This is a genomic window from Arthrobacter sp. Soil762 (assembly GCF_001428335.1).
Taxonomy (GTDB): Bacteria; Actinomycetota; Actinomycetes; order Actinomycetales; family Micrococcaceae; genus Arthrobacter.
Genome location: NZ_LMSG01000019.1, coordinates 160,878 through 179,133, shown reverse-complemented (window position 1 = coordinate 179,133; position 18,256 = coordinate 160,878). Strand labels below are relative to the sequence as shown.

The following is an 18,256-nucleotide window of genomic DNA, read 5'->3' as shown; positions in this document are numbered from 1 at the left end:
AACGCCCGGCTGGGCTGAGCGCAGCCGGTAACTGACCGCTACGCCCGGGCCCGCGGGGCCAAGGCGGTGTTGAGGAACTCCAGATGCGCCGGCGTGATGGCCACCGCGGCCGCCGCATAATCCGGGTGCTTACGAACGTACTTCTTGATGAAGGGGCAGACCGGGACGATGGCGCGGCCCTCGTCAACCGTTTCATTGAGCGCCACCTTGGCGAGCTTGCCCGCAAGGCCCTGGCCGCCGTACTCCTCATTGATCACCGTGTGGTAGAAAATCCGCTGCGGCGAGCCGCCGCCGTCGTATTCCTTGTACACGGCCTTACCAATGACGTTCCCGCCGGTCAGCACTTCGAAGCGCTGCCGCTCCGGGTTGTGGCGGATGGTGACATCGTGCACGGGATCTCCTCGGGTCGGCTTCTGATACAGCCTAACCTCGGGACCCCCGTCCTTATTTCGTGCCCCGTTAACAGGCCAGGTTGAGCGCGTTCACGGCTGCTTCGGCCATCTCGAGCGACCGCCAGTCTTCGAAACCAACGCGGTCCGGGACGGGTTCACGGGGCCACCGCCATGGCCACCTGCCGGGACCCGTCTGCGCTGATCAGCGCGAGTGCCGCATATCCCCGCACCACACCGACATGGCCGAAGTAGTCATTGTTGGAGCACTCGTCGTACTGCCTGACGAGGCCAAGGCCGAACGTTTCGTACTTTGGATGATGCATCTCCTGCACGCTTTGGAGCGTCAGCAGGGTCCCTTTCTGCAGGGCGGCGAAATAGGTGTTGAGTTCCGGGACGGTGGAGATCATCCCGGTGTCGGGGGAACCGTTGTGGAACGGAACTAGAGCGTTGTCCTCCAGCTCGCCGGTTTCCGTCCGGGTGTAGCCGTGGAGCATCCGCTGCGGGCCCGGCTCATCCTCCGTCATCAGGGTGTCCTGCAGCGCCAAGGGCACCACGTTGTCGTCGTGAATGACCGCTCCGAGGTCCCTGCCCCGCAGCTTCTCGACGAGGAGGGCTAACGCCGAATAATTCGTGGCGGAGTAGCTGTACAGGCTGCCCGATCCGCCGGTCCAGGGCATGCCCGCAACGAAGGACACACGTTGCTCATGGGTGAAGGGCCCGTCACCTATGTGGATGGGCGATACCCAATAGTCGGGCATCCCGGACCGGTGGCTGAGCAGGCTGCGTATGGTGATGGGTCCAGGCGGCTTGATGATGTTCTCGAGGTGCGGCAGGTACTTCTGGACGGGGTCATCGAGCTGGACTTTTCCCTCCGCCACCAGCTTCATGACCGACACCGCCACCATGGTGGTGGTGATGTCGCCGATATGGGTCTGGTCCGTCAGTTGCACGGGTTCCTGGGTCTCAAGGCTGCGGACGCCTTCGGCCGAGGACCATTCGCCCAGCCTTGACTTCAGCTGGATGATGACGGCCGTCGCTCCCCCTGCGCGCATTTCCCCGGTGTACTTTTCCAGCACTCCCACAAAAGCCCGCGGCGCCCGGGCAGTGGCGGACGCCGCCGTCGTGGTTTGAACAGTTGGGGATTGCTGATCCGGCGGATCAGGGGCGCTGGTGCAGCCTGCGAGCGAGGCCACCAGCGCGGCTGCTGCCACAGCGGCCGCAAGGCGGGAGGAGCTGAAACCATGAACGGCTGCCTGCATCCCACGTCCCTTCACGGGGCCGGTCAGCAACTGAACTCCCAAGAGACCGCCAGCTGCCCCGGCACCTTCGATGTTCCTCAGGGCAAAACGGAGTGTCAAGGACGCTGCCGCCGCCCGGTGACGCAGCCGCCCAGGCCTTGTAGTGTCGTGGACATCGGGCACGGACTCCCCTCCCGCCCACCAGCAGCGAACCGGGAACTTAGGAGCGAACATGACTGTTGACGAGAACGAAGCCCAGGTCCTGGACCAGTGGACCCAGCGACTGGTCCAGGCACTGCAGATCCTGGACCTGGAGGTGGATCAGGGACTCCTCCTTGATCTGGCCAGGAAGTCTGCCGGCTCGGTGATCCATGCGGCTGCACCGGTCACCACGTTCCTGGTGGGTTACGCCGCAGGGCTCGCCGCCGGCAACGGCAGCGCCGGATCCAAGGAAGAGTCGACGGCGGCAGTCACCCAGGCGGCCGACGTCGCCTTCCGGCTGTGCGAGGACGGGCACGACGGCGGCCCGGCGGCTGGGGGCTGGGCGGACACCGGCCAGTAGGGAGCCCCGGGTCTGGCCCCAGGCTCAACCAAGGGCTGCCGGCTCCAGCCGGACGATCACTTCCTTCGACGCCGGCGTCTGGCTGCCCTCGGCCACGCTGTCCAGCGGCACCAGCACGTTGGCCTCGGGGTAGTAGGCCGCCGCGCAGCCGGCCGCCGTGGGGTAGGAGACCACCCGGAAGTTCCGCAGCACCCGCTCCACGTTGTCCTGGTACACGCCGTGGATATCCACGTGCTGCCCGTCGCTGAGTCCCAGTTCGGCGAGGTCCCCGGGGCTGACAAACACCACTTCGCGGCCCTTCTTGATGCCCCGGTAGCGGTCGTTGTTGCCGTAGATGGTGGTGTTGAACTGGTCGTGCGAGCGCATGCTCTGCAGGATCAGCGTTCCGGCTGGCCGCTCCATATGTTCGAGCTCGTTGACGGTGAGCATGGCCTTGCCCGTCGGGGTGGTGAACGTCCGGGAATCCCGGGGCCCGTTCGGGAGCACAAAACCGCCGTCCTGCCGGATCTTCCGGTTGTAGTCCTCGCAGCCGCTGACCACGTGCGAGATGTGGTCCCGGATGAGGTCGTAGTTCTTCTCGAACCCAGCCCAGTCCGCCTGCACGGAGTCACCCACCACTTTTTGGGCCAGCCTGCTGACGATTGCCACTTCGGACAGCAGGCCCGGCGCCACCGGTTTCACGGTTCCGTGTGAGGCATGCACGGCGCAGACCGTGTCCTCCACGGAGACAAACTGCGGACCGGATTCCTGCATGTCGATCTCCGTGCGGCCCATCGTGGGCAGGATCAGCGCCTCGGCGCCGGTGACCGTGTGCGAGCGGTTGAGTTTGGTGGAAATCTGGACCGAGAGCTCGGTGTTCTCCATCGCCGCAAACGCCGCGTGGGTGTCCGAAATGGCTCCCACGAAGTTACCGCCCATGGCCACGAAAACCTTGATGCCGCCGTCGCGCATTTGCCTGATGGTATCGACGGAATCGACGCCGTGTTCGCGCGGCGGTTCGAACCTGAATTCCTTGCCGAGGGCGTCCAAGAATGCCGGCGGCATCTGCTCCCAGATGCCCATGGTGCGGTCGCCCTGGACGTTGCTGTGACCGCGGATGGGAGAGGCTCCGGCGCCGGGCTTGCCGATGTTGCCCCGGAGCAGCAGGAGGTTGATGATCTCCTTGATGGTGGCCACTCCCTTCTTGTGCTGGGTGATGCCCATGGCCCAGGTGATGATCACCTTCTCCGCCCTGAGATAGCGGTCCGCGAGCTCGTCTATATCCTCGGTCCGCAGGCCGGTGGCCGCCAGCACGGCAGTCTCGTCCAGCTGGGAAAGGTGCTCGCGAAGCTCCTCCAGACCTTCGCAGTGTTCGGCGAGGAACGCGTGGTCCAGCACCGTGCCCGGATTCGCAGCTTCGGCGTCCAGGACCCGCTTGGAGACGGCCTGGAGCAGGGCCATGTCCCCGCCGATGCGGACCTGCAGGAACTGGTCGGCGATCTCCGTGCCGCGGCCAATGATTCCCTTGACCTTCTGCGGGTTCTTGTAGCGCATCAGGCCCGCTTCCGGCAGCGGATTCACGGCCACAATGCTGGCTCCTGCCTCCTTGGCTTCCTCCAGGGCGGTCAGCATCCGCGGGTGGTTGGTGCCCGGGTTCTGGCCCATCACGATGATCAGGTCCGCCTTGGCGAAGTCATCGTAGGAGATGGTGGCCTTGCCGATGCCGATGGTCTGGCCCATGGCCCAGCCCGAGGACTCGTGGCACATGTTGGAGCAGTCCGGCAGGTTGTTGGTCCCGTAGGCGCGGACAAACAGCTGGTAGAGGAACGCGGCCTCGTTGGAGGTCCGGCCGCTGGTGTAGAAGGCGGTCTGGTCCGGGCTCGGCAGCCCCTTGAGCTTGTCGGCGACGATGGTGAACGCCTGCTCCCAGCTGACCGGCCGGTAGTGGTCCTCCCCCGCTGGCTTGTGGACTGGCTCGGTGAGGCGCCCCTGCATCCCCAGCCAGTACTCGGACCGCTGCCGCAGGTCACTGACCGGGTTCTCGGCCCAGAATTCGGAGCCGATCACCACCGGAGTTGCCTCCCAGGTGACAGCCTTGGCGCCGTTTTCGCAGAACTCGAACGTCTTGCGGCGCCCCGGGTCCGGCCACGCGCAGCTCATGCAGTCGAAACCGTCCTTCTGGTTCAGGGCAAGCAGGGTTTTCCCGGTCCTGACCAGGCCCATGTGCTGCACGGCCGGCTCCAACGAGTGGTAGACGCCCGGGACGCCGGCGGCCCACGCCTTGGGGTGGCCGCTGACCTCGATGTCAGCCTCGTTGGCCTCTTCCACGTGCGGGTTCTTGCGTGCCACGTTGCACTCTCCTTGGTTCAAGCTCACACCGGATGCGCACCGGTTTCAGCTCGGTGTGACGGTCCCAGTCCACCCTTATTGAGGGGGTCATCCAAGTCAATCAGGACTAACGGCAAACGCCTAGGTAGGGTGGACAGATGGACGTCCCTCCCTTTGTCTGGACCCTGACCATCGCGGGAATCGTCGGCCTGCTGGCCTTCGATTTCTTCTTCCATGTCCGGAAAGCCCACACGCCCTCATTGAAGGAATCGGCCATCTGGTCCTCCATCTACGTGGGGATCGCCCTCCTCTTTGGCCTGGGCGTACTGTGGTTCGGCGGCACCACCATGGGCACCGAGTACTTCGCCGGGTACATCACGGAGAAGGCCCTGTCCGTGGACAACCTCTTTGTGTTCCTGATCATCATGGCCAGCTTCAAGGTCCCCCGCGCGGACCAGCAGAAGGTGCTGCTCTTCGGCATCGTGTTTTCGCTGATCGCCCGGACGGCGTTCATTTTCCTTGGCGCCGCTTTGATCAACACCTTCGCCTGGGTGTTCTACCTCTTTGGACTCATCCTGCTGATCACCGCGGGGAACCTGCTCAAGCCCGACGGCCACGACGAAGACGCCGAAGGCCTGGTGGTCAGGCTCGCCAAAAAGTACCTCCCGGCGTCGGCCCATTACGATGGCGACAAACTCTTCACCCAGGAGAACGGCAAACGCGTCCTCACCCCGATGCTCCTGGTGATGGTGGCCATTGGCGGCACCGACATCCTGTTTGCACTGGACTCCATCCCCGCCATCTTCGGCCTCACGCAGAACGTCTTCATCGTCTTCACGGCCACCGCGTTCTCGCTCATGGGCCTGCGCCAGCTCTTCTTCCTGATCGACGGACTGCTGGACCGGCTAATCTTCCTTGCCTACGGTCTCGCCGCCATCCTCGGCTTCATCGGCGTCAAGCTCATCCTGCATGCCCTGCACGAGAACACGCTGCCGTTCATCAACGACGGCGGGCACGTCAACGTCATCGAAGTCAGCACCGGCGTTTCCCTGACCGTGATCCTGGGCGTCCTGGCGGTCACCGTCCTGGCCTCGATCTTCAGCCCCAAAGGCAAGGCCAAGAACGCTGTGTCCGGAGCAAGGCGGCACGCCACCGAATACCTGGACCTCAACTACGAGACGGACATCGCCGAGCGCGACCTGATCTTCGCCAGGATGGTCCGCGAGGAAGACCAAATCCGCAAGCTTCCGGAGAAGTACAAACGGCTCATCCGCAACGAAACCGAATTTATGGACCTCCTTCGCAAAGCCCGCGCCGAGCACGACGAAGCCCAGGTCCGGGCAGCCCAGGAGTAGCCGGGGCCTGATTGTCAGCCCCTCTTGCTAGATTCAAACCAGTCAGGGGAACTGTCCTCCGGCCAGGCACGTCAATGGGGAGGCCCCGTGTTTCTGCTCGATTCAGCCAGCGCTGATCCCGGTACTGTTGATCCGCGCCTCGCTGATCCCCGCCGGGCGGATTCCGGTTCCGGCGCGCCGCAGGACCTGGTGTTTTCCGCCAGCGACCTGGTGGCCGCCAGCGAATGTGAGTACCGCACGCTCCGCGTCCTGGACGAGAAACTGGGCCGGACCCCGAAGGCGCAGTTTCCCGACGACGAGATGCAGCGCCGTGCCGGGGCGCTCGGTGACAAGCACGAGGCCAAGGTCCTGGCTGGCCTGATCGCGCAGTACGGCGCCTGGGACGCCAGCCGCGGGGCCGGGGTGTACTCGATCGAGCGCGGGGAAAACACGCGCGGCGAGCTGCTGGCCAAACACGCCGAAACGGAACTCGCGCTCCGCGCCGGAGCCGACGTCGTCTTCCAGGCAACCTTCTTCGACGGAGAGTTCCTGGGCTACGCCGACTTCATCGTCAACGAGGCCGCAGGCACAGGCAATCCCGGACGCTACGAGGTGTGGGACAGCAAGCTGGCACGGCACGCCAAGGTGGGTGCGCTCCTGCAGCTCGCCGCCTACGGCGACCAGCTCATCGGCATGGGCCTGGAACCGTCGCCCCGGGTCACGCTGGTGCTGGGCGCCGTGGTGGACGGCGATTACGTCCGCAGCCACCACTCCCTGCCGGACCTGCTGCCGGTCTTCCGCGAGCGCCGCGACCGCTTCCGCACCCTGACCACCGCCCACCGCGAGGCCGGTTCGGCGGTGCAGTGGCAACAGCCCGGCGTCGCATACTGCGGGCGGTGCAACTACTGCGCCGAACAGGTCCAGTCCCACCGTGACCTCCTGATGGTGGGCGGCATGACCACCCTCCGGCGGAAGAAACTCATCGCCGACCACATCACCACCATCGACGCACTGGCGGATCTCCCGCTCAGCAAGGCCACCGGCTCGGTGGCCCGGCTCCGCGACCAGGCCAGGATGCAGCTGGGCCGGGACGTTCCGGACGGTTCCCGCACCTTCGCCAAAGACGGCGAGGAGCATACCGTCACGTTCAAGGTGCTGCCGGAGAACACCCTGGCAGCGATTCCCCGGCCCAGCCCCGGCGACATCTTCTTCGACTTCGAGGGCGATCCCCTCTGGCAGGACCCCGCCACCGGCAAATGGGGGCTGGAGTACCTGTTCGGCGTCATCGAGGCGCCCGTGTTTGACGGTGACGCTGCTGACGCCCTCGCCGCCGACAAGCCCGTGTTCCGGCCCTTCTGGGCGCATTCGCGCAACGAGGAGCGGCAGGCCTTCCTGGACTTCCTCGGCTATGTCGAAGAGCGCCGCGCCAGGCACCCGGACATGCATGTCTACCACTACGCCGCCTACGAGAAATCGGCGCTGCGGAACCTATCCGTCACGCACCTCGCCGGCGAGGACATCGTGGACAACTGGCTCCGCGACGGCCTCCTCGTGGACCTCTACGCCACCGCCCGGCATTCGCTCCGGATCTCCGAGCCCTCCTACTCCATCAAGAAGCTGGAGCCCCTGTACATGGGCAGCAACCTCCGCTCCGGGGACGTCAAGGACGCCGGAGCCTCCGTGGTGGCGTATGCCGGGTACTGCGCCGCACGGGACGACGGCGACGCCGCCACGGCCGCCCACATCCTGGCGTCCATCTCCGACTACAACCAGTACGACTGCCTCTCCACCCTCCGCCTCCGCGACTGGCTGCTGGGTCTGCGCGGGACGTCCGCCTCACGCGCGGCGTCAACCGGAACAGCCGACGGCGGGCGTCCGGCGCCGTCGTCGTCCGCTGTTGCTGCCCCGCCACCGCTTCCGGAACCCGAGCCAACCCCGGAGGAGCGCCGCCTGCAGGACTACCTGGCCGGCCTCCCGGACAACCGGCCGTGGACCAACGACGAACGGGCCATCGCCATGGTGGCCGCGGCCACCGGCTACCACCGCCGCGAGCGCAAGCAGTTCTGGTGGGAACACTTCGACCGCACCGAGTCCGAGATCGACCACTGGTCCGAGCACCGCAACGTGTTTGTGGTGGATACCGCGGAAATACTGAACGACTGGGAGCTCGCAAAGCCCACGGCCCGGATGCGCACCCGCACGCTGAGGCTGACCGGAGTCATGAGCGAAGGGTCGGAGTTCAGACCCGGGAGCACGTGGTGCCGGCTCTACGATTCCCCGGTGCCTGATGGCCTGGATGATCCGCTGGGAACCCCCACGGGCCGCGGCTTCACCTTTGGCACGCTGGTGACCGCTGTGGAGGACCACCCGCGGGTGGCCGGCCAGACCATGATCACCATCGAAGAGCGGGAAACAGGAAAGGTCCCCGCCTACCCGCATATTCCGGTGGCGCTCACCGAGGACCAGCCCATCCGCACCGCCAGCATCGAAGCCGCGCTGGCCGAGCTGGCCCAGAGGGTCGGCGCCTCGGTCCCCGTCCTTCCGGAACACCCCGGGGTCGACATCCTGCGCAAGGTGCCGCCGCGCTTAAGTTCCTTGCCCGCGCCTGCCGCAGTCGGAAAGGACGGCTCCGGTGCGGCGGACTATGTCACGGCGATCACCGCCTCGCTGCTGGACCTCGATCATTCCTACCTTGCGGTGCAGGGCCCTCCCGGGACGGGCAAAACCTACGTCGGCTCGCATGTCATTGCCCGGCTGGTGGAGCAGGGCTGGAAGATCGGGGTGGTGGGGCAGTCCCACGCAGTGGTGGAGAACATGCTGTGCACCGCGATCGAAACCGCCGGTGTGGATCCGGCGCGGGTGGCGAAGAAGCTGGCCGCCCCGCACTCCGTGCTGTGGCACCGCACGTCCGACGACGACGTCGCTGCCCTGTTGGGCTCGCCCGGCGGCTGCCTGGTGGGCGGCACCGCCTGGACCATGACGGGCAGGTCCGTCCCCGCCGGATCCTTGGATCTGTTGGTCATCGACGAGGCCGGCCAGTTCTCGCTGGCCAACACCCTGGCCGTGGCCCGCGCCGCCACGCGGCTCCTGCTCCTCGGTGACCCGCAGCAGCTGCCGCAGGTCACGCAGGGCTCGCACCCGGAGCCCGTGGACGAATCCGCCCTGGGCTGGCTCGCTGCCGGGCACGCCACCCTCCCCGGCGAGCTGGGCTATTTCCTGGCGGACAGCTGGCGCATGCACCCGGACCTGTGCCGGGCCGTGTCCGTCCTCAGCTACGACGGAAGACTCGAAGCTGCGCCTGCGGCATCCCTCCGCAGCCTCGCGGAACTGCCGGCCGGGGTGGAAACAGTCTTTGTGGACCACAGCGGGAACACGAAGTCCTCCGCAGAGGAAGCTACCGAGGTGGTCCGTCAGGCCCAGCGGCACATCGGGCTGAAATGGCTTCCCGGCGACGACAAGCCGGCCAGGCCCCTGAACCCGGAAGACATCCTGGTGGTGGCCGCCTACAACGCCCAGGTCCAGCTGATCCGGCAGGCCCTGCACGACGCCGGGCTGCCGGGTGTCCGGGTGGGCACGGTGGACAAGTTCCAGGGCCAGGAAGCGCCGGTTGTCATAGTCTCCATGGCCTGCTCTGCTGTTGCCGAAGCTCCCCGCGGGGCCGAATTCCTCCTGAACCGGAACCGGATCAACGTGGCCGTGTCGCGGGGCCAGTGGCGAGCCGTCATCATCCGCGCCCCCGAGCTTACAAATTACATGCCGGCCAAACCGGCGGTGCTCGAGGAACTTGGCGCCTTCATCGGCCTCAGCGCGGGTCTTCACAGCACTGGTAGTCACAGCCGCGCAACACCCTGAGAAACCGTGTTCTCACCGCTGAATCAAGGTAGGTTCGTGGGGTGACCTCCCAGAGCAACAGGTTGCCTGTCGGCGCCCTGATAGTCCTTGCCGCCATCGGCTTCACCGCCATCACCACCGAACTCCTGCCCTCCGGCCTGCTGCCCCAGATCAGCGCCGACTTCCGGGTCTCCGAGGCCACGGCCGGCTACCTGACGGCCGGTTACGCGGCCATCATCGTGGTCACCGTTATCCCTTTGTCGCTGCTTCTGTCGCGGGTCCCGCGGCACTACCTGCTCATCGCGCTGATCCTGTTCTTCGCGGCCAGCAACGCCTTGGTGGCCATCGTCTCCGATTTCGGCGCGGCCATGGGTTCACGCGTGGTGGGCGGCATCGCGCACGGCCTGCTGTGGTCTGCCATGGCCCCGTTTGTGGCGCGGATCGTTCCCGCCCACAAAGTGGGCAAGGCACTGGCCATCGTATTCAGCGGCAACAGCCTGGGACTGGCCATCGGCGCCCCGGTGGGCACCGCCCTGGGCAACATCGTCGGCTGGCGCGCGGCGTTCCTGGTCCTGGCCGCCTCCGGGGTGGTGCTGGCGCTGCTGGCCGTGTGGCTGCTGCCCCCGGTGCGGCGCATCCCCGACGCTCCCCACCCGTCCCTTCGCAAAGCGATCGGCCAGCCGGGAGTGAAGACTGTCGCCGTTGCCTGGCCGCTGATGCTTATGGCCCATTTCGCCTTGTTCACCTACATTGCGCCGTTCCTGCGCGAGGTCCGGCTGCCCGACTTCAGCATCCCGCTGTCCATCAGTGTTCTCGGTGTTGCCGGGCTGGTGGGCATCTGGATCGCCGGCATCACCGTGGATTCCCGGCCGCGGCGCTGGCTCCTGATCACCGTCGCCGGTGTTGTAGTGTCCGTGGCCTTGCTCCCACTGGTGGGAAGCGTCCTGCCGGCCTTGGCGCTGCCGGTCACGCTGGTCCTGATGCTGGTCTGGGGCACAGGCATCGGCGCGATGGGGATCTACAACCAGTCCGCCATCCTCCGGGCAGGCGGCGCGTACAGGGACGCCGCCAACGGCCTGACTGTACTGACCATCCAGATCGGGATCATGATCGGCGCGATGTTCGGCGCCGCCGCCCTCACCCTCGCGGGGCCGCTCCTGATCCCGATCGCCGCCGCAATCCCCGCCGTCGTCGCGTTTGTGCTGATCCTTGCCGGACGGCGGCACGCCTATCCGCCGGGGCCGAAGGAACGCCAAGCCACTTTGGCCGAAGCAACGTCTCCATCGCCTCCAGACGGCGCCCAAAAAACTTCCACATAGCCCCCTCCCACACGGGGCTGGCGGGGAGCCTGTCAGCGGCCCTCTCAGCGGGCCCGGAAGTCCCGGAACGATCCGTCGGCCGCGGAGATGGACTCCTCCACGCGTTCCACCCTGCCGGGAGCGTTCTCCGACCTCAGCCAGTCCAGGAGCTTTTGGATCTGCTGCTCCGGCCCTTCGGCCTCGATGGACACCGAGCCGTCGTCGAGGTTCCTCACCACACCTTTGAGGGCCAGTTCGTCGGCCTTGCCCATCGTCCAGAAACGGAATCCGACCCCCTGCACCACGCCAAAGACGCGGGCAGAGAGCCGGATATCGCCGTTATCCCGGTCAGGGATGTCCCGGCCGGAGTCATCCCGGCGCCAGGAAAATCGCATGGCAGTCAGGACTGCTTAACCAGCGCAGCTTCGACGTTGATCTTGACCTTGTCGCTGACCAGCAGGCCGCCGGCTTCCAGGGCGGCATTCCAGGTCAGGCCGAACTCCTTGCGGCTGATCTCGCACTCCGCGGAGAATCCTGCGCGGGTGGCACCAAAGGGGTCCACTGCTACCCCGGTGAACTCGACCTCCAGCTCCACCGGCTTGGTGATTCCGCGGATGGTGAGATGGCCCGTGAGTGTGTAGTCCTCGCCGTCGCCCTCCACCGAGGTGGCCCGGAATGTCATCTCGGGGTACTCCTCCACATCGAAGAAGTCCGCCCCCTTCACGTGTCCGTCGCGGTTGGCGTCGCCGGAATCGAAGCTGGCCGTTTTGACCGTGGCGTGAAGCGAAGCGTCGGCGAGGGATGCGCCAACGCGGGCTTCGGCCGAGGCGTCCGTGAAACGTCCGCGGACCTTGCTGATGCCCGCGTGCCGGACAGTGAAGCCGATCTCGCTGTGCGACATGTCCAGCGTCCAGACGCCCGAGGTAAGGCCTGAAGGTAGGGTCACTTTTACATCTCCTTTGTGGGAAACAGTGCTGTGGAAACCGGCCAGGACGACCGGTTTCCACACTGCTTCACTCCGGAGTTTTTGTCCAGATACTGACCCTAAATGCCCGCAGATGCCGTTATCTGGACGAAAACTCAGCAGGCGGGGGGCGGGCCTGGTCAGTTGATGGTGATGTCCCGCGTGCGGTGGTCATAGCGGATGGTGACCGTGCCGCCGTCGTGGTGCAGTTCGTGGTTGGGGCCATCAAATGTGCCGAACGCGCCGTAGTTCTCATCCCACGAGCGGTTCAGGGCGATCTTGAAGGTGTACGAGCCGGCGGGCAGGTCGGTGCTGATCTTCCACAGCTGGTCCAGGGCATCGAGCGTCAGCTGGGCCTCGTCGTACTGCGGGGCCCAGTTTTCCGGCGCGCCCAGGATGGTGTTGAAGTCGCCGGCAACCGCAACTGCCTCGGGCTGCGGGAAACTCTCTACAGCAGGAGCTTCTGCCGTTGCCTTGGTCGCAGCCTTAGCCGCAGTTTTGGGCGCTGTCTTGCGCGAGCGGACGGCCTTGACCACGGGCTCTACGGCGTCCTCGATGGCGTCTTCGATGGCCTTGGCGGCCTTCCCGACGGCGTCGGCGGCCTTCTTAGCGGGAGTCCGCTTTGCCGGGGCCTTCTTGGCGGGAGCCGCCTTGACTGCCGCTGCCGGTGCCGGTGCGGGCGGAATGGCGACGTCGGCAGGAACCGGAGTGCCGGCGTCGAGGGCTGCGGCGAAGGAATCCGCATCGGGGAACGCGACCGTGGCGCGCATGCCATCCTCGGTGATGGTCCAGCCGGAACGGCCCTTGACCAGCCAGCCGGCCTTGACCAGTTTGGCCGTGGCGGACGTGAGCGTCTTGTGTCCACGCGGAATGCCACCGCTGAGCAGCGTGGCCTCGTGATCACTGAACGGCACGCGCGCGGTGGCTTCCGCCAGGACCTCGCCGGCATTGAGTGAACCGCCGGACCAGACGCCTTCGGTCAGGACGTGCAGCACGGTCTTGAGCCGGACGTCGGTGTTATCTGCGATGGACTTGGCCATGATTCCCCTTGCGTAATGCGATCTGTCACTAGGCATCCTGCCAACAGCGTGTTAATCGCGCGACTTGAAATGGTTAACTCTGCGTGTCATGACCGACTATGACGCGGATTACAGCAGAAGTGAGGCAGGAGTCTCGGCTACGGGGCTGTTTACTCAACCCTGGAGCGCTGATTCCGGGTATCGCCGGACTCTTCCCGGGCGCGCCCGGGCACCAGTGTAGCGAGCAGCAACGTGCAGAGCTACCCGCGGTTCAGTTCGTCCAGAAGCTCTGCTTTTCGCTCCTCGGAGGCGAACGACGAATGGATGGAATTGGCCGCGAGCCGTGACCTATCGAAGTCTGAAAGGTCAAAAACGGCCTTCAGCCGGGAAAAGTTGTCGTCCACGTACCCACCGAAGTAGGCCGGATCATCCGAGTTCACGGAGACGTTGAGCCCGGCGGCGAGCATGGCCGGCAAGGGATGGTCCGCCAGGGTGTCCACGGCACGCAGCCGGACGTTCGAGAGCGGGCAGACCGTCAGCGGAATCCGGTCCGCCACCAGCCGCTCCACCAGGTCCGGGTCCTCCATGCAGCGGATGCCGTGGTCAATCCGTTCCACTCCGAGGATGTCCAGCGCTTCGATAATGTACGACGCCGGTCCCTCCTCGCCTGCGTGCGCGGTCAGCCGCAGGCCCGCTTCGCGGGCTTTGGCGAACAGCCGCTCGAACTTGGCCGGCGGGTTGCCCACCTCGGCCGAATCCAGGCCGATCGCCGCAATGGGTGCGTTCATGGCCAGCAGCCCGTCCAGGACCTCCAGCGCGGATTCCTCGGACTGGTCCCGCAGGAATGCGGCAATCAGCAGGGTGGACATGCCGAAGTCCTCCTGGGATGTGGCCAGCGCCGACGCCACCCCTTTGACGCAGGTTTCCAGGCTGACACCGCGGGACAGGTGGGCCTGCGGGTCCATCATGATTTCGGCGTGCCGGACCCCCGCGGCGGCGGCTCGGGCGAGGTAGGCGCGGGTCATATCGGCGAAGTCCCGCTCGGTCTGCAGCACCGCCATGTTGGCGTAGTACAGGTCCAGGAAGGACTGCAGGTCCGTGAACTCGTACAGTCCCCGGAGCTCCTCCATCCCGGAATACGGAAGCGTGATGCCGTTGCGTTCGGCCAGTTCGAGGATCAGTTCCGGCTGCAGCGTGCCCTCAATGTGCAGGTGCAGTTCCGCAACGGGCAGGAGCGGCGCAGCTTCTTCCTGCAGGTCTGTTGCGGTTGCTGTTTCTGCCGCGGCAGCTTCAGTTTCAGTTTCAGTGGCGGCAGTTTCAGTTTCGGGCACTGCGGTTCCGTCCGCAAAGATATTCATCCGGTCAGGATATGCCTGCAAGCCGGTCCTCGCCCTCTCAGCAGACCACTTCCATCAGGACATCACCAGCTGACCACCAGAAATCATCTCGGTTTGATAACGGCCTCCTGATGTCCTAGCGTGAAATGCAAGCCCGTTCTTCGGGCGACATGAATGCCCGGTGCTGCCTCCACCAGAACTGCCCGGCCGGCAGACACCGAAAATTGACCTCTATATCGTCAGGGGCGGGCAGGGCGCAATAACCTCCGGGGACGGACCGAGCGCTGGTGGCCTTCAGGAGCATCACACCATGAACAACACCACCATTCGTACTGCCGCACGCCGTGGAGTAGCCGTCGCCGCCATTTCGGCAGCCGGCCTTGCACTCTCCGTCACCGCGGCAAACGCGGCCACCGACGGCGCAACTTGGGATTCACTGGCGCAGTGTGAAAGCGGCGGAAACTGGGCCACAAATACCGGCAACGGCTACTCGGGCGGCCTGCAGTTCAGCGCCAGCACGTGGGCCGCCTACGGCGGCACCGGTTCCGCAGCCGACGCCAGCCGCGAGCAGCAGATCGCCGTGGCCGAACAGGTCCAGGCATCGCAGGGCTGGGGAGCGTGGCCGTCCTGCGCCGCGGAGCTTGGCTTGAGCGGCGGGGGGGGTACGACGGCGGTGACTCCCCAGAGCGCGCCAGTCCAGAGTGCGCCGGTCCAGGTGCCTGTGGAGAGCGTGCCAGTCCAGGCGCCGGTGGAGCAGGCCCCCGCCATGCCGGCCGCGACGGATGCCGTGACGGCTCCGCAGCACGCCGCGCCCGTGGAACTGAGTGGCGAGACCTACACGCTTGAGCCCGGCGACACCCTGAGCACCGTCGCCGACAAGCTCGGCGTTGAGGGCGGCTGGCAGAGCCTGGCCGACGCCAACCTGGACACCATTGCCAACCCGGACCTCGTTTTCTCCGGGCAGGTCCTCCAGCTTCCCGCCTAAGCTTCAACACTTTCCGCGGGAGCCGCCCCTTTCCCCAAGATTGACGGCCTGCGGAAACAATAAAACCCGGCAGCAACAACCCCGGGAAACAACGACGCCGGAGCGCCCCTCACTGGGGAGCTCCGGCGTCGTCCGTTGTGTTCTGAATGGCCGGGCAGGGACCTGATCTTCCTGCCGTCCGCAATCCTTCGTGCTTAGGCTGCTGCCTTGGCCACGGTCGGGATCTCGCGGATGATGCGAACCTTCCACGCGGCGTCGTCGGTGGTGTCCAGCAGGGCCACCGTGCCGTGGGCGAGGTTCAGTGCCACGCGCTTGGCCGCCAGCAGTTCGAGGTAGAGGTGCTCATTCATGCGGCTGGGGGTGTCGATCATGTACTTCACGGCGTCGCGGACCTTGCGGTAGTTGGCGCTCTTCTCGCGGTGCAGGTGCAGTTCCAGCATCTGGCGCTGGCGCACTTTGGGCTCGTGCTTGTTGAGCCAGGAGACGGCGAGGTGCACACCGATCACCAACGCGAGGGAGACAGCGTAGATCCACCAGCCGCTGGACATCAGGAACAGGGGCAGATTGCCGATCGCCACGAGCGCGATCACGATCCGCAGCGCGACGATCCGGCGAAGGGTCAGGGCCACTGAGGCCATGGCCGCACGAAAGCCGTGCTGCTCGTGGCGTGCCGCGGCCGGGTCAAGGGTAAATTCATCAAGGACCAGGATGCCCTTGGCCTCCGGATCAAGCATCTGCCCAAACTTGGGCACAAACAGCTGCGTTGAACCGGCGGTCACAACAGGAGAAATTGTCATTGGGGGCTTCCGGGACGGTGGGGCGTTTCGGTGATCTTAGTGGTTAGCGGCATCCGCTGTATGTATCGGTCCACTATGTGAACTATTCCGCTGCTCCTTCGCGCTCAGGGGGCGCTGCCGCCGGATCCCGCGCGTGTGGCGCCGGGCACTGCAATTGGCACATCCGCCGCATGCCGTCAGACTGAAGGGATGCAAACCTTCCTTCCGTATCCCGATTTCCGGCAGAGCGCCGCAGCACTGGACACCGCCAGGCTTGGCAAGCAGCGTGTCGAGGCGCTGCAAACCCTCCGGGCTCTGGTGATTCCCGAGTACGGCTGGCTGGACCATCCCGCCGTCCGCATGTGGATGGGCCACGTTCCGGCGCTGACCATGTACGGACTGGCGATGGTGGACGAATGGACCAACCGCGGCCATGCAGACAACACGCGCGCCAACATCACCGAGTTCGCGCCCCAGGCCGCACACCCGGACTACGCGGCCAAGATCCCGCTGCCGGAATGGCTCGGAAACCCTGATTTCCACCTGAGCCACCGCGCCAAGCTGGTCCGCAAGGAACCGAAGTTCTACAAGACGGTGTTCCCGGACGCCGACCTGGACCTGGACTTCATTTGGCCTGAGCCCAAGCACGAGTTCTACCCGGCAGAACCCGAGGGCGATATCCTCTGGATCCTCCGCGACCCGCACGCCGAAATCGATCCGCAGACGCTGGATACCGTGGCGCTGCCTCCGATCCGCCGCGGCGGCGCTGTTGCACCCGGCGCTCCCGAGGACGGCTACTCCCCCGTTTACGTCGACGACGGCTCCCGCCGCCCGTCCAAGCAGCCGCGCAAGTTACCGCGCAAGCAGCTCGTGAAGAAGCCCACCCGAAAGCGCCTGGCGCAGGAGGAGGCATTCGCCACCCTCCCCGGCAAGACCACCGTCGCGGTTTCGTTTGAGGACGGCAACAAGTTCGCCGTCGGGCAAGTGCTGGGCCGTCCCATCACGCTCGACGACGGCCGGTTCGGCCGCACCTTCACCGTCACCGAGGTGATCGACCGGTCCGCGTTCGATTACCCTGCGCTCCTGCAGGACCCCCGGGTGTTCTTCCCGGTTCCCGCTCCCTGAGTCCATGACAATTCTCCTGGCCGGCTGCGGCGATCTGGGTACTGAAGCGGGCCTGCGCTTTGCCGCGGCAGGGCTTCGGGTGGTGGGCTGGCGGCGTTCGCCCGAGAAACTGCCCTCTGAGATTGAAGGTGTGGCGGCGGACCTGGGCTCTCCGGGCCTGCCCGGTGTCCCGGCGGACACCACCGCCGTCATCGTGGCGGTTGCGGCCGACTCACCCACGGAAGCGGCCTACCGTGCCGCCTACGTGGACGGTCTGGCGCATGTCCTGGACGCCCTGGAGCGCGACGGCGTGACACCGCGGCGGGTGCTTTTTGTGTCCTCCACCGCTGTCTACGGGGACGCCGGCGGTGGCTGGGTCGATGAGAGTACGACGGCGGTTCCTGACGGTTTCTCGGGGCGGATCCTCCTCGAGGCGGAGGAACTCCTGGTTTCGCGGCTGCGCGGCACTGGTACCTCGCCTGTTGTGCTGCGGCTGGGTGGGATCTACGGTCCTGGCCGGACGCGTTTGATTGACCAGGTCCGCAGCGGGACTGCCATGGTGCCCGACGAGCCGCGCTTCACGAATCGGATCCACCGGGATGACGCCGCTGCGGCGATCGTCCAGCTGGCCACCATGGAAGCCATGCCTGCACCGGTATATGTCGGTGTGGACGACTCTCCCGCTGAACTTGGGGATGTGCTGCGGTTCCTGGCCTTGGAAATGGGCTATCCGGAACCGCCCATCGGACCAGCAGGCGAGGCCCGTGGTGGCAACAAACGCTGCAGCAATGCTCTGCTCCGGGGGACCGGGCTTGAGTTCACCTACCCGACGTTCCGGGAAGGTTACAGGGCAGTCCTGGCCCGCACAGGAGTCCGCCACCCGTAGCCTCCGGGCGCGAACGGACACTTGAGGCACTTCCGGCACTTCCGCACCGAAGTCGCGGCGGAAGCGGAAACTTGCGGCCCACCGCCCCGACGACCCCGCGCGAGCGGATCCTTGAGGCCCTCAAGGGTCGCGACGCAACTGGAGGCACCGATCGTCGCTTTGACGTTCTCCCAGTCGCAGAGTTATGCACATAGCCATTCACCCTCGCCGTTATTGTCACACC

General features: G+C 65.9%; 15 protein-coding genes. 7 read left to right on the top strand and 8 right to left on the bottom strand.

Annotated elements, in window-relative coordinates; genetic code table 11:
• Positions 1-38: 38 nt before the first annotated feature.
• Entirely contained in the window at positions 39-392 is a 354-nt protein-coding gene (locus tag ASG77_RS14785) for a GNAT family N-acetyltransferase (RefSeq protein ID WP_056346808.1), read from the bottom strand.
• A 155-nt stretch (positions 393-547) separates the two neighbouring features.
• Positions 548-1,651 (bottom strand): serine hydrolase domain-containing protein, encoded by a 1,104-nt coding sequence (locus ASG77_RS14780; protein ID WP_056346806.1) that lies wholly within the window; start codon positions 1,649-1,651, stop codon positions 548-550.
• A 211-nt stretch (positions 1,652-1,862) separates the two neighbouring features.
• Between ASG77_RS14780 and ASG77_RS14775 the strand changes: the two genes are divergently transcribed.
• Positions 1,863-2,192, top strand: coding sequence for a DUF6457 domain-containing protein (locus ASG77_RS14775; RefSeq protein ID WP_056346803.1), 330 nt, complete (start codon positions 1,863-1,865; stop codon positions 2,190-2,192).
• Between the two features lie 24 nt (positions 2,193-2,216).
• Here the strand turns inward: ASG77_RS14775 and ASG77_RS14770 are convergent, their stop codons facing one another.
• A complete protein-coding gene (locus ASG77_RS14770; RefSeq protein ID WP_056346802.1) occupies positions 2,217-4,520 on the bottom strand; it encodes an FdhF/YdeP family oxidoreductase in 2,304 nt (767 codons plus the stop codon).
• A gap of 137 nt (positions 4,521-4,657) precedes the next feature.
• Between ASG77_RS14770 and ASG77_RS14765 the strand changes: the two genes are divergently transcribed.
• From ASG77_RS14765 to ASG77_RS14755, 3 genes are all read left to right on the top strand, one after another.
• A complete protein-coding gene (locus ASG77_RS14765; RefSeq protein WP_056346799.1) occupies positions 4,658-5,854 on the top strand; it encodes a TerC family protein in 1,197 nt (398 codons plus the stop codon).
• A 189-nt stretch (positions 5,855-6,043) separates the two neighbouring features.
• Complete coding sequence (locus tag ASG77_RS14760; RefSeq protein ID WP_235564591.1) at positions 6,044-9,685, top strand: TM0106 family RecB-like putative nuclease; 3,642 nt, start codon at positions 6,044-6,046, stop codon at positions 9,683-9,685.
• A gap of 41 nt (positions 9,686-9,726) precedes the next feature.
• Positions 9,727-10,983, top strand: a complete 1,257-nt coding sequence (locus tag ASG77_RS14755) for an MFS transporter (protein WP_082576065.1) — start codon at positions 9,727-9,729, stop codon at positions 10,981-10,983.
• Between the two features lie 44 nt (positions 10,984-11,027).
• On the opposite strand, the gene ASG77_RS14750 is transcribed toward ASG77_RS14755, so the two are convergent.
• The 4 genes from ASG77_RS14750 to ASG77_RS14735 all read right to left on the bottom strand — a co-directional run bounded on the left by ASG77_RS14750 (position 11,028) and on the right by ASG77_RS14735 (position 14,303).
• Entirely contained in the window at positions 11,028-11,357 is a 330-nt protein-coding gene (locus ASG77_RS14750; protein WP_082576064.1) for an acylphosphatase, read from the bottom strand.
• 5 nt (positions 11,358-11,362) lie between these two features.
• The gene (locus ASG77_RS14745) at positions 11,363-11,908 is read right to left on the bottom strand and encodes a YceI family protein (RefSeq protein ID WP_056347330.1); all 546 of its coding nucleotides are present in this window, start codon (positions 11,906-11,908) and stop codon (positions 11,363-11,365) included.
• 158 nt (positions 11,909-12,066) lie between these two features.
• Positions 12,067-12,966: a pullulanase X25 domain-containing protein gene (locus ASG77_RS14740; protein ID WP_056346797.1), complete on the bottom strand. Its 900-nt coding sequence runs from the start codon at positions 12,964-12,966 to the stop codon at positions 12,067-12,069.
• 239 nt (positions 12,967-13,205) lie between these two features.
• Positions 13,206-14,303: an adenosine deaminase gene (locus ASG77_RS14735; protein WP_082576101.1), complete on the bottom strand. Its 1,098-nt coding sequence runs from the start codon at positions 14,301-14,303 to the stop codon at positions 13,206-13,208.
• A 289-nt stretch (positions 14,304-14,592) separates the two neighbouring features.
• Between ASG77_RS14735 and ASG77_RS14730 the strand changes: the two genes are divergently transcribed.
• Positions 14,593-15,267 (top strand): transglycosylase family protein, encoded by a 675-nt coding sequence (locus tag ASG77_RS14730; RefSeq protein ID WP_056346795.1) that lies wholly within the window; start codon positions 14,593-14,595, stop codon positions 15,265-15,267.
• A gap of 194 nt (positions 15,268-15,461) precedes the next feature.
• Here the strand turns inward: ASG77_RS14730 and ASG77_RS14725 are convergent, their stop codons facing one another.
• Positions 15,462-16,001 carry a hypothetical protein gene (locus ASG77_RS14725; protein ID WP_156380353.1) on the bottom strand — a complete coding sequence of 180 codons (540 nt, stop codon included), beginning with the start codon at positions 15,999-16,001 and terminating at the stop codon, positions 15,462-15,464.
• A gap of 252 nt (positions 16,002-16,253) precedes the next feature.
• Between ASG77_RS14725 and ASG77_RS14720 the strand changes: the two genes are divergently transcribed.
• Together ASG77_RS14720 and ASG77_RS14715 are read left to right on the top strand one after the other, a co-directional pair.
• Positions 16,254-17,168, top strand: coding sequence for an MSMEG_6728 family protein (locus ASG77_RS14720; protein WP_056346791.1), 915 nt, complete (start codon positions 16,254-16,256; stop codon positions 17,166-17,168).
• A 4-nt stretch (positions 17,169-17,172) separates the two neighbouring features.
• Positions 17,173-18,033, top strand: a complete 861-nt coding sequence (locus ASG77_RS14715; RefSeq protein ID WP_056346789.1) for an SDR family oxidoreductase — start codon at positions 17,173-17,175, stop codon at positions 18,031-18,033.
• Positions 18,034-18,256 lie beyond the last annotated feature (223 nt).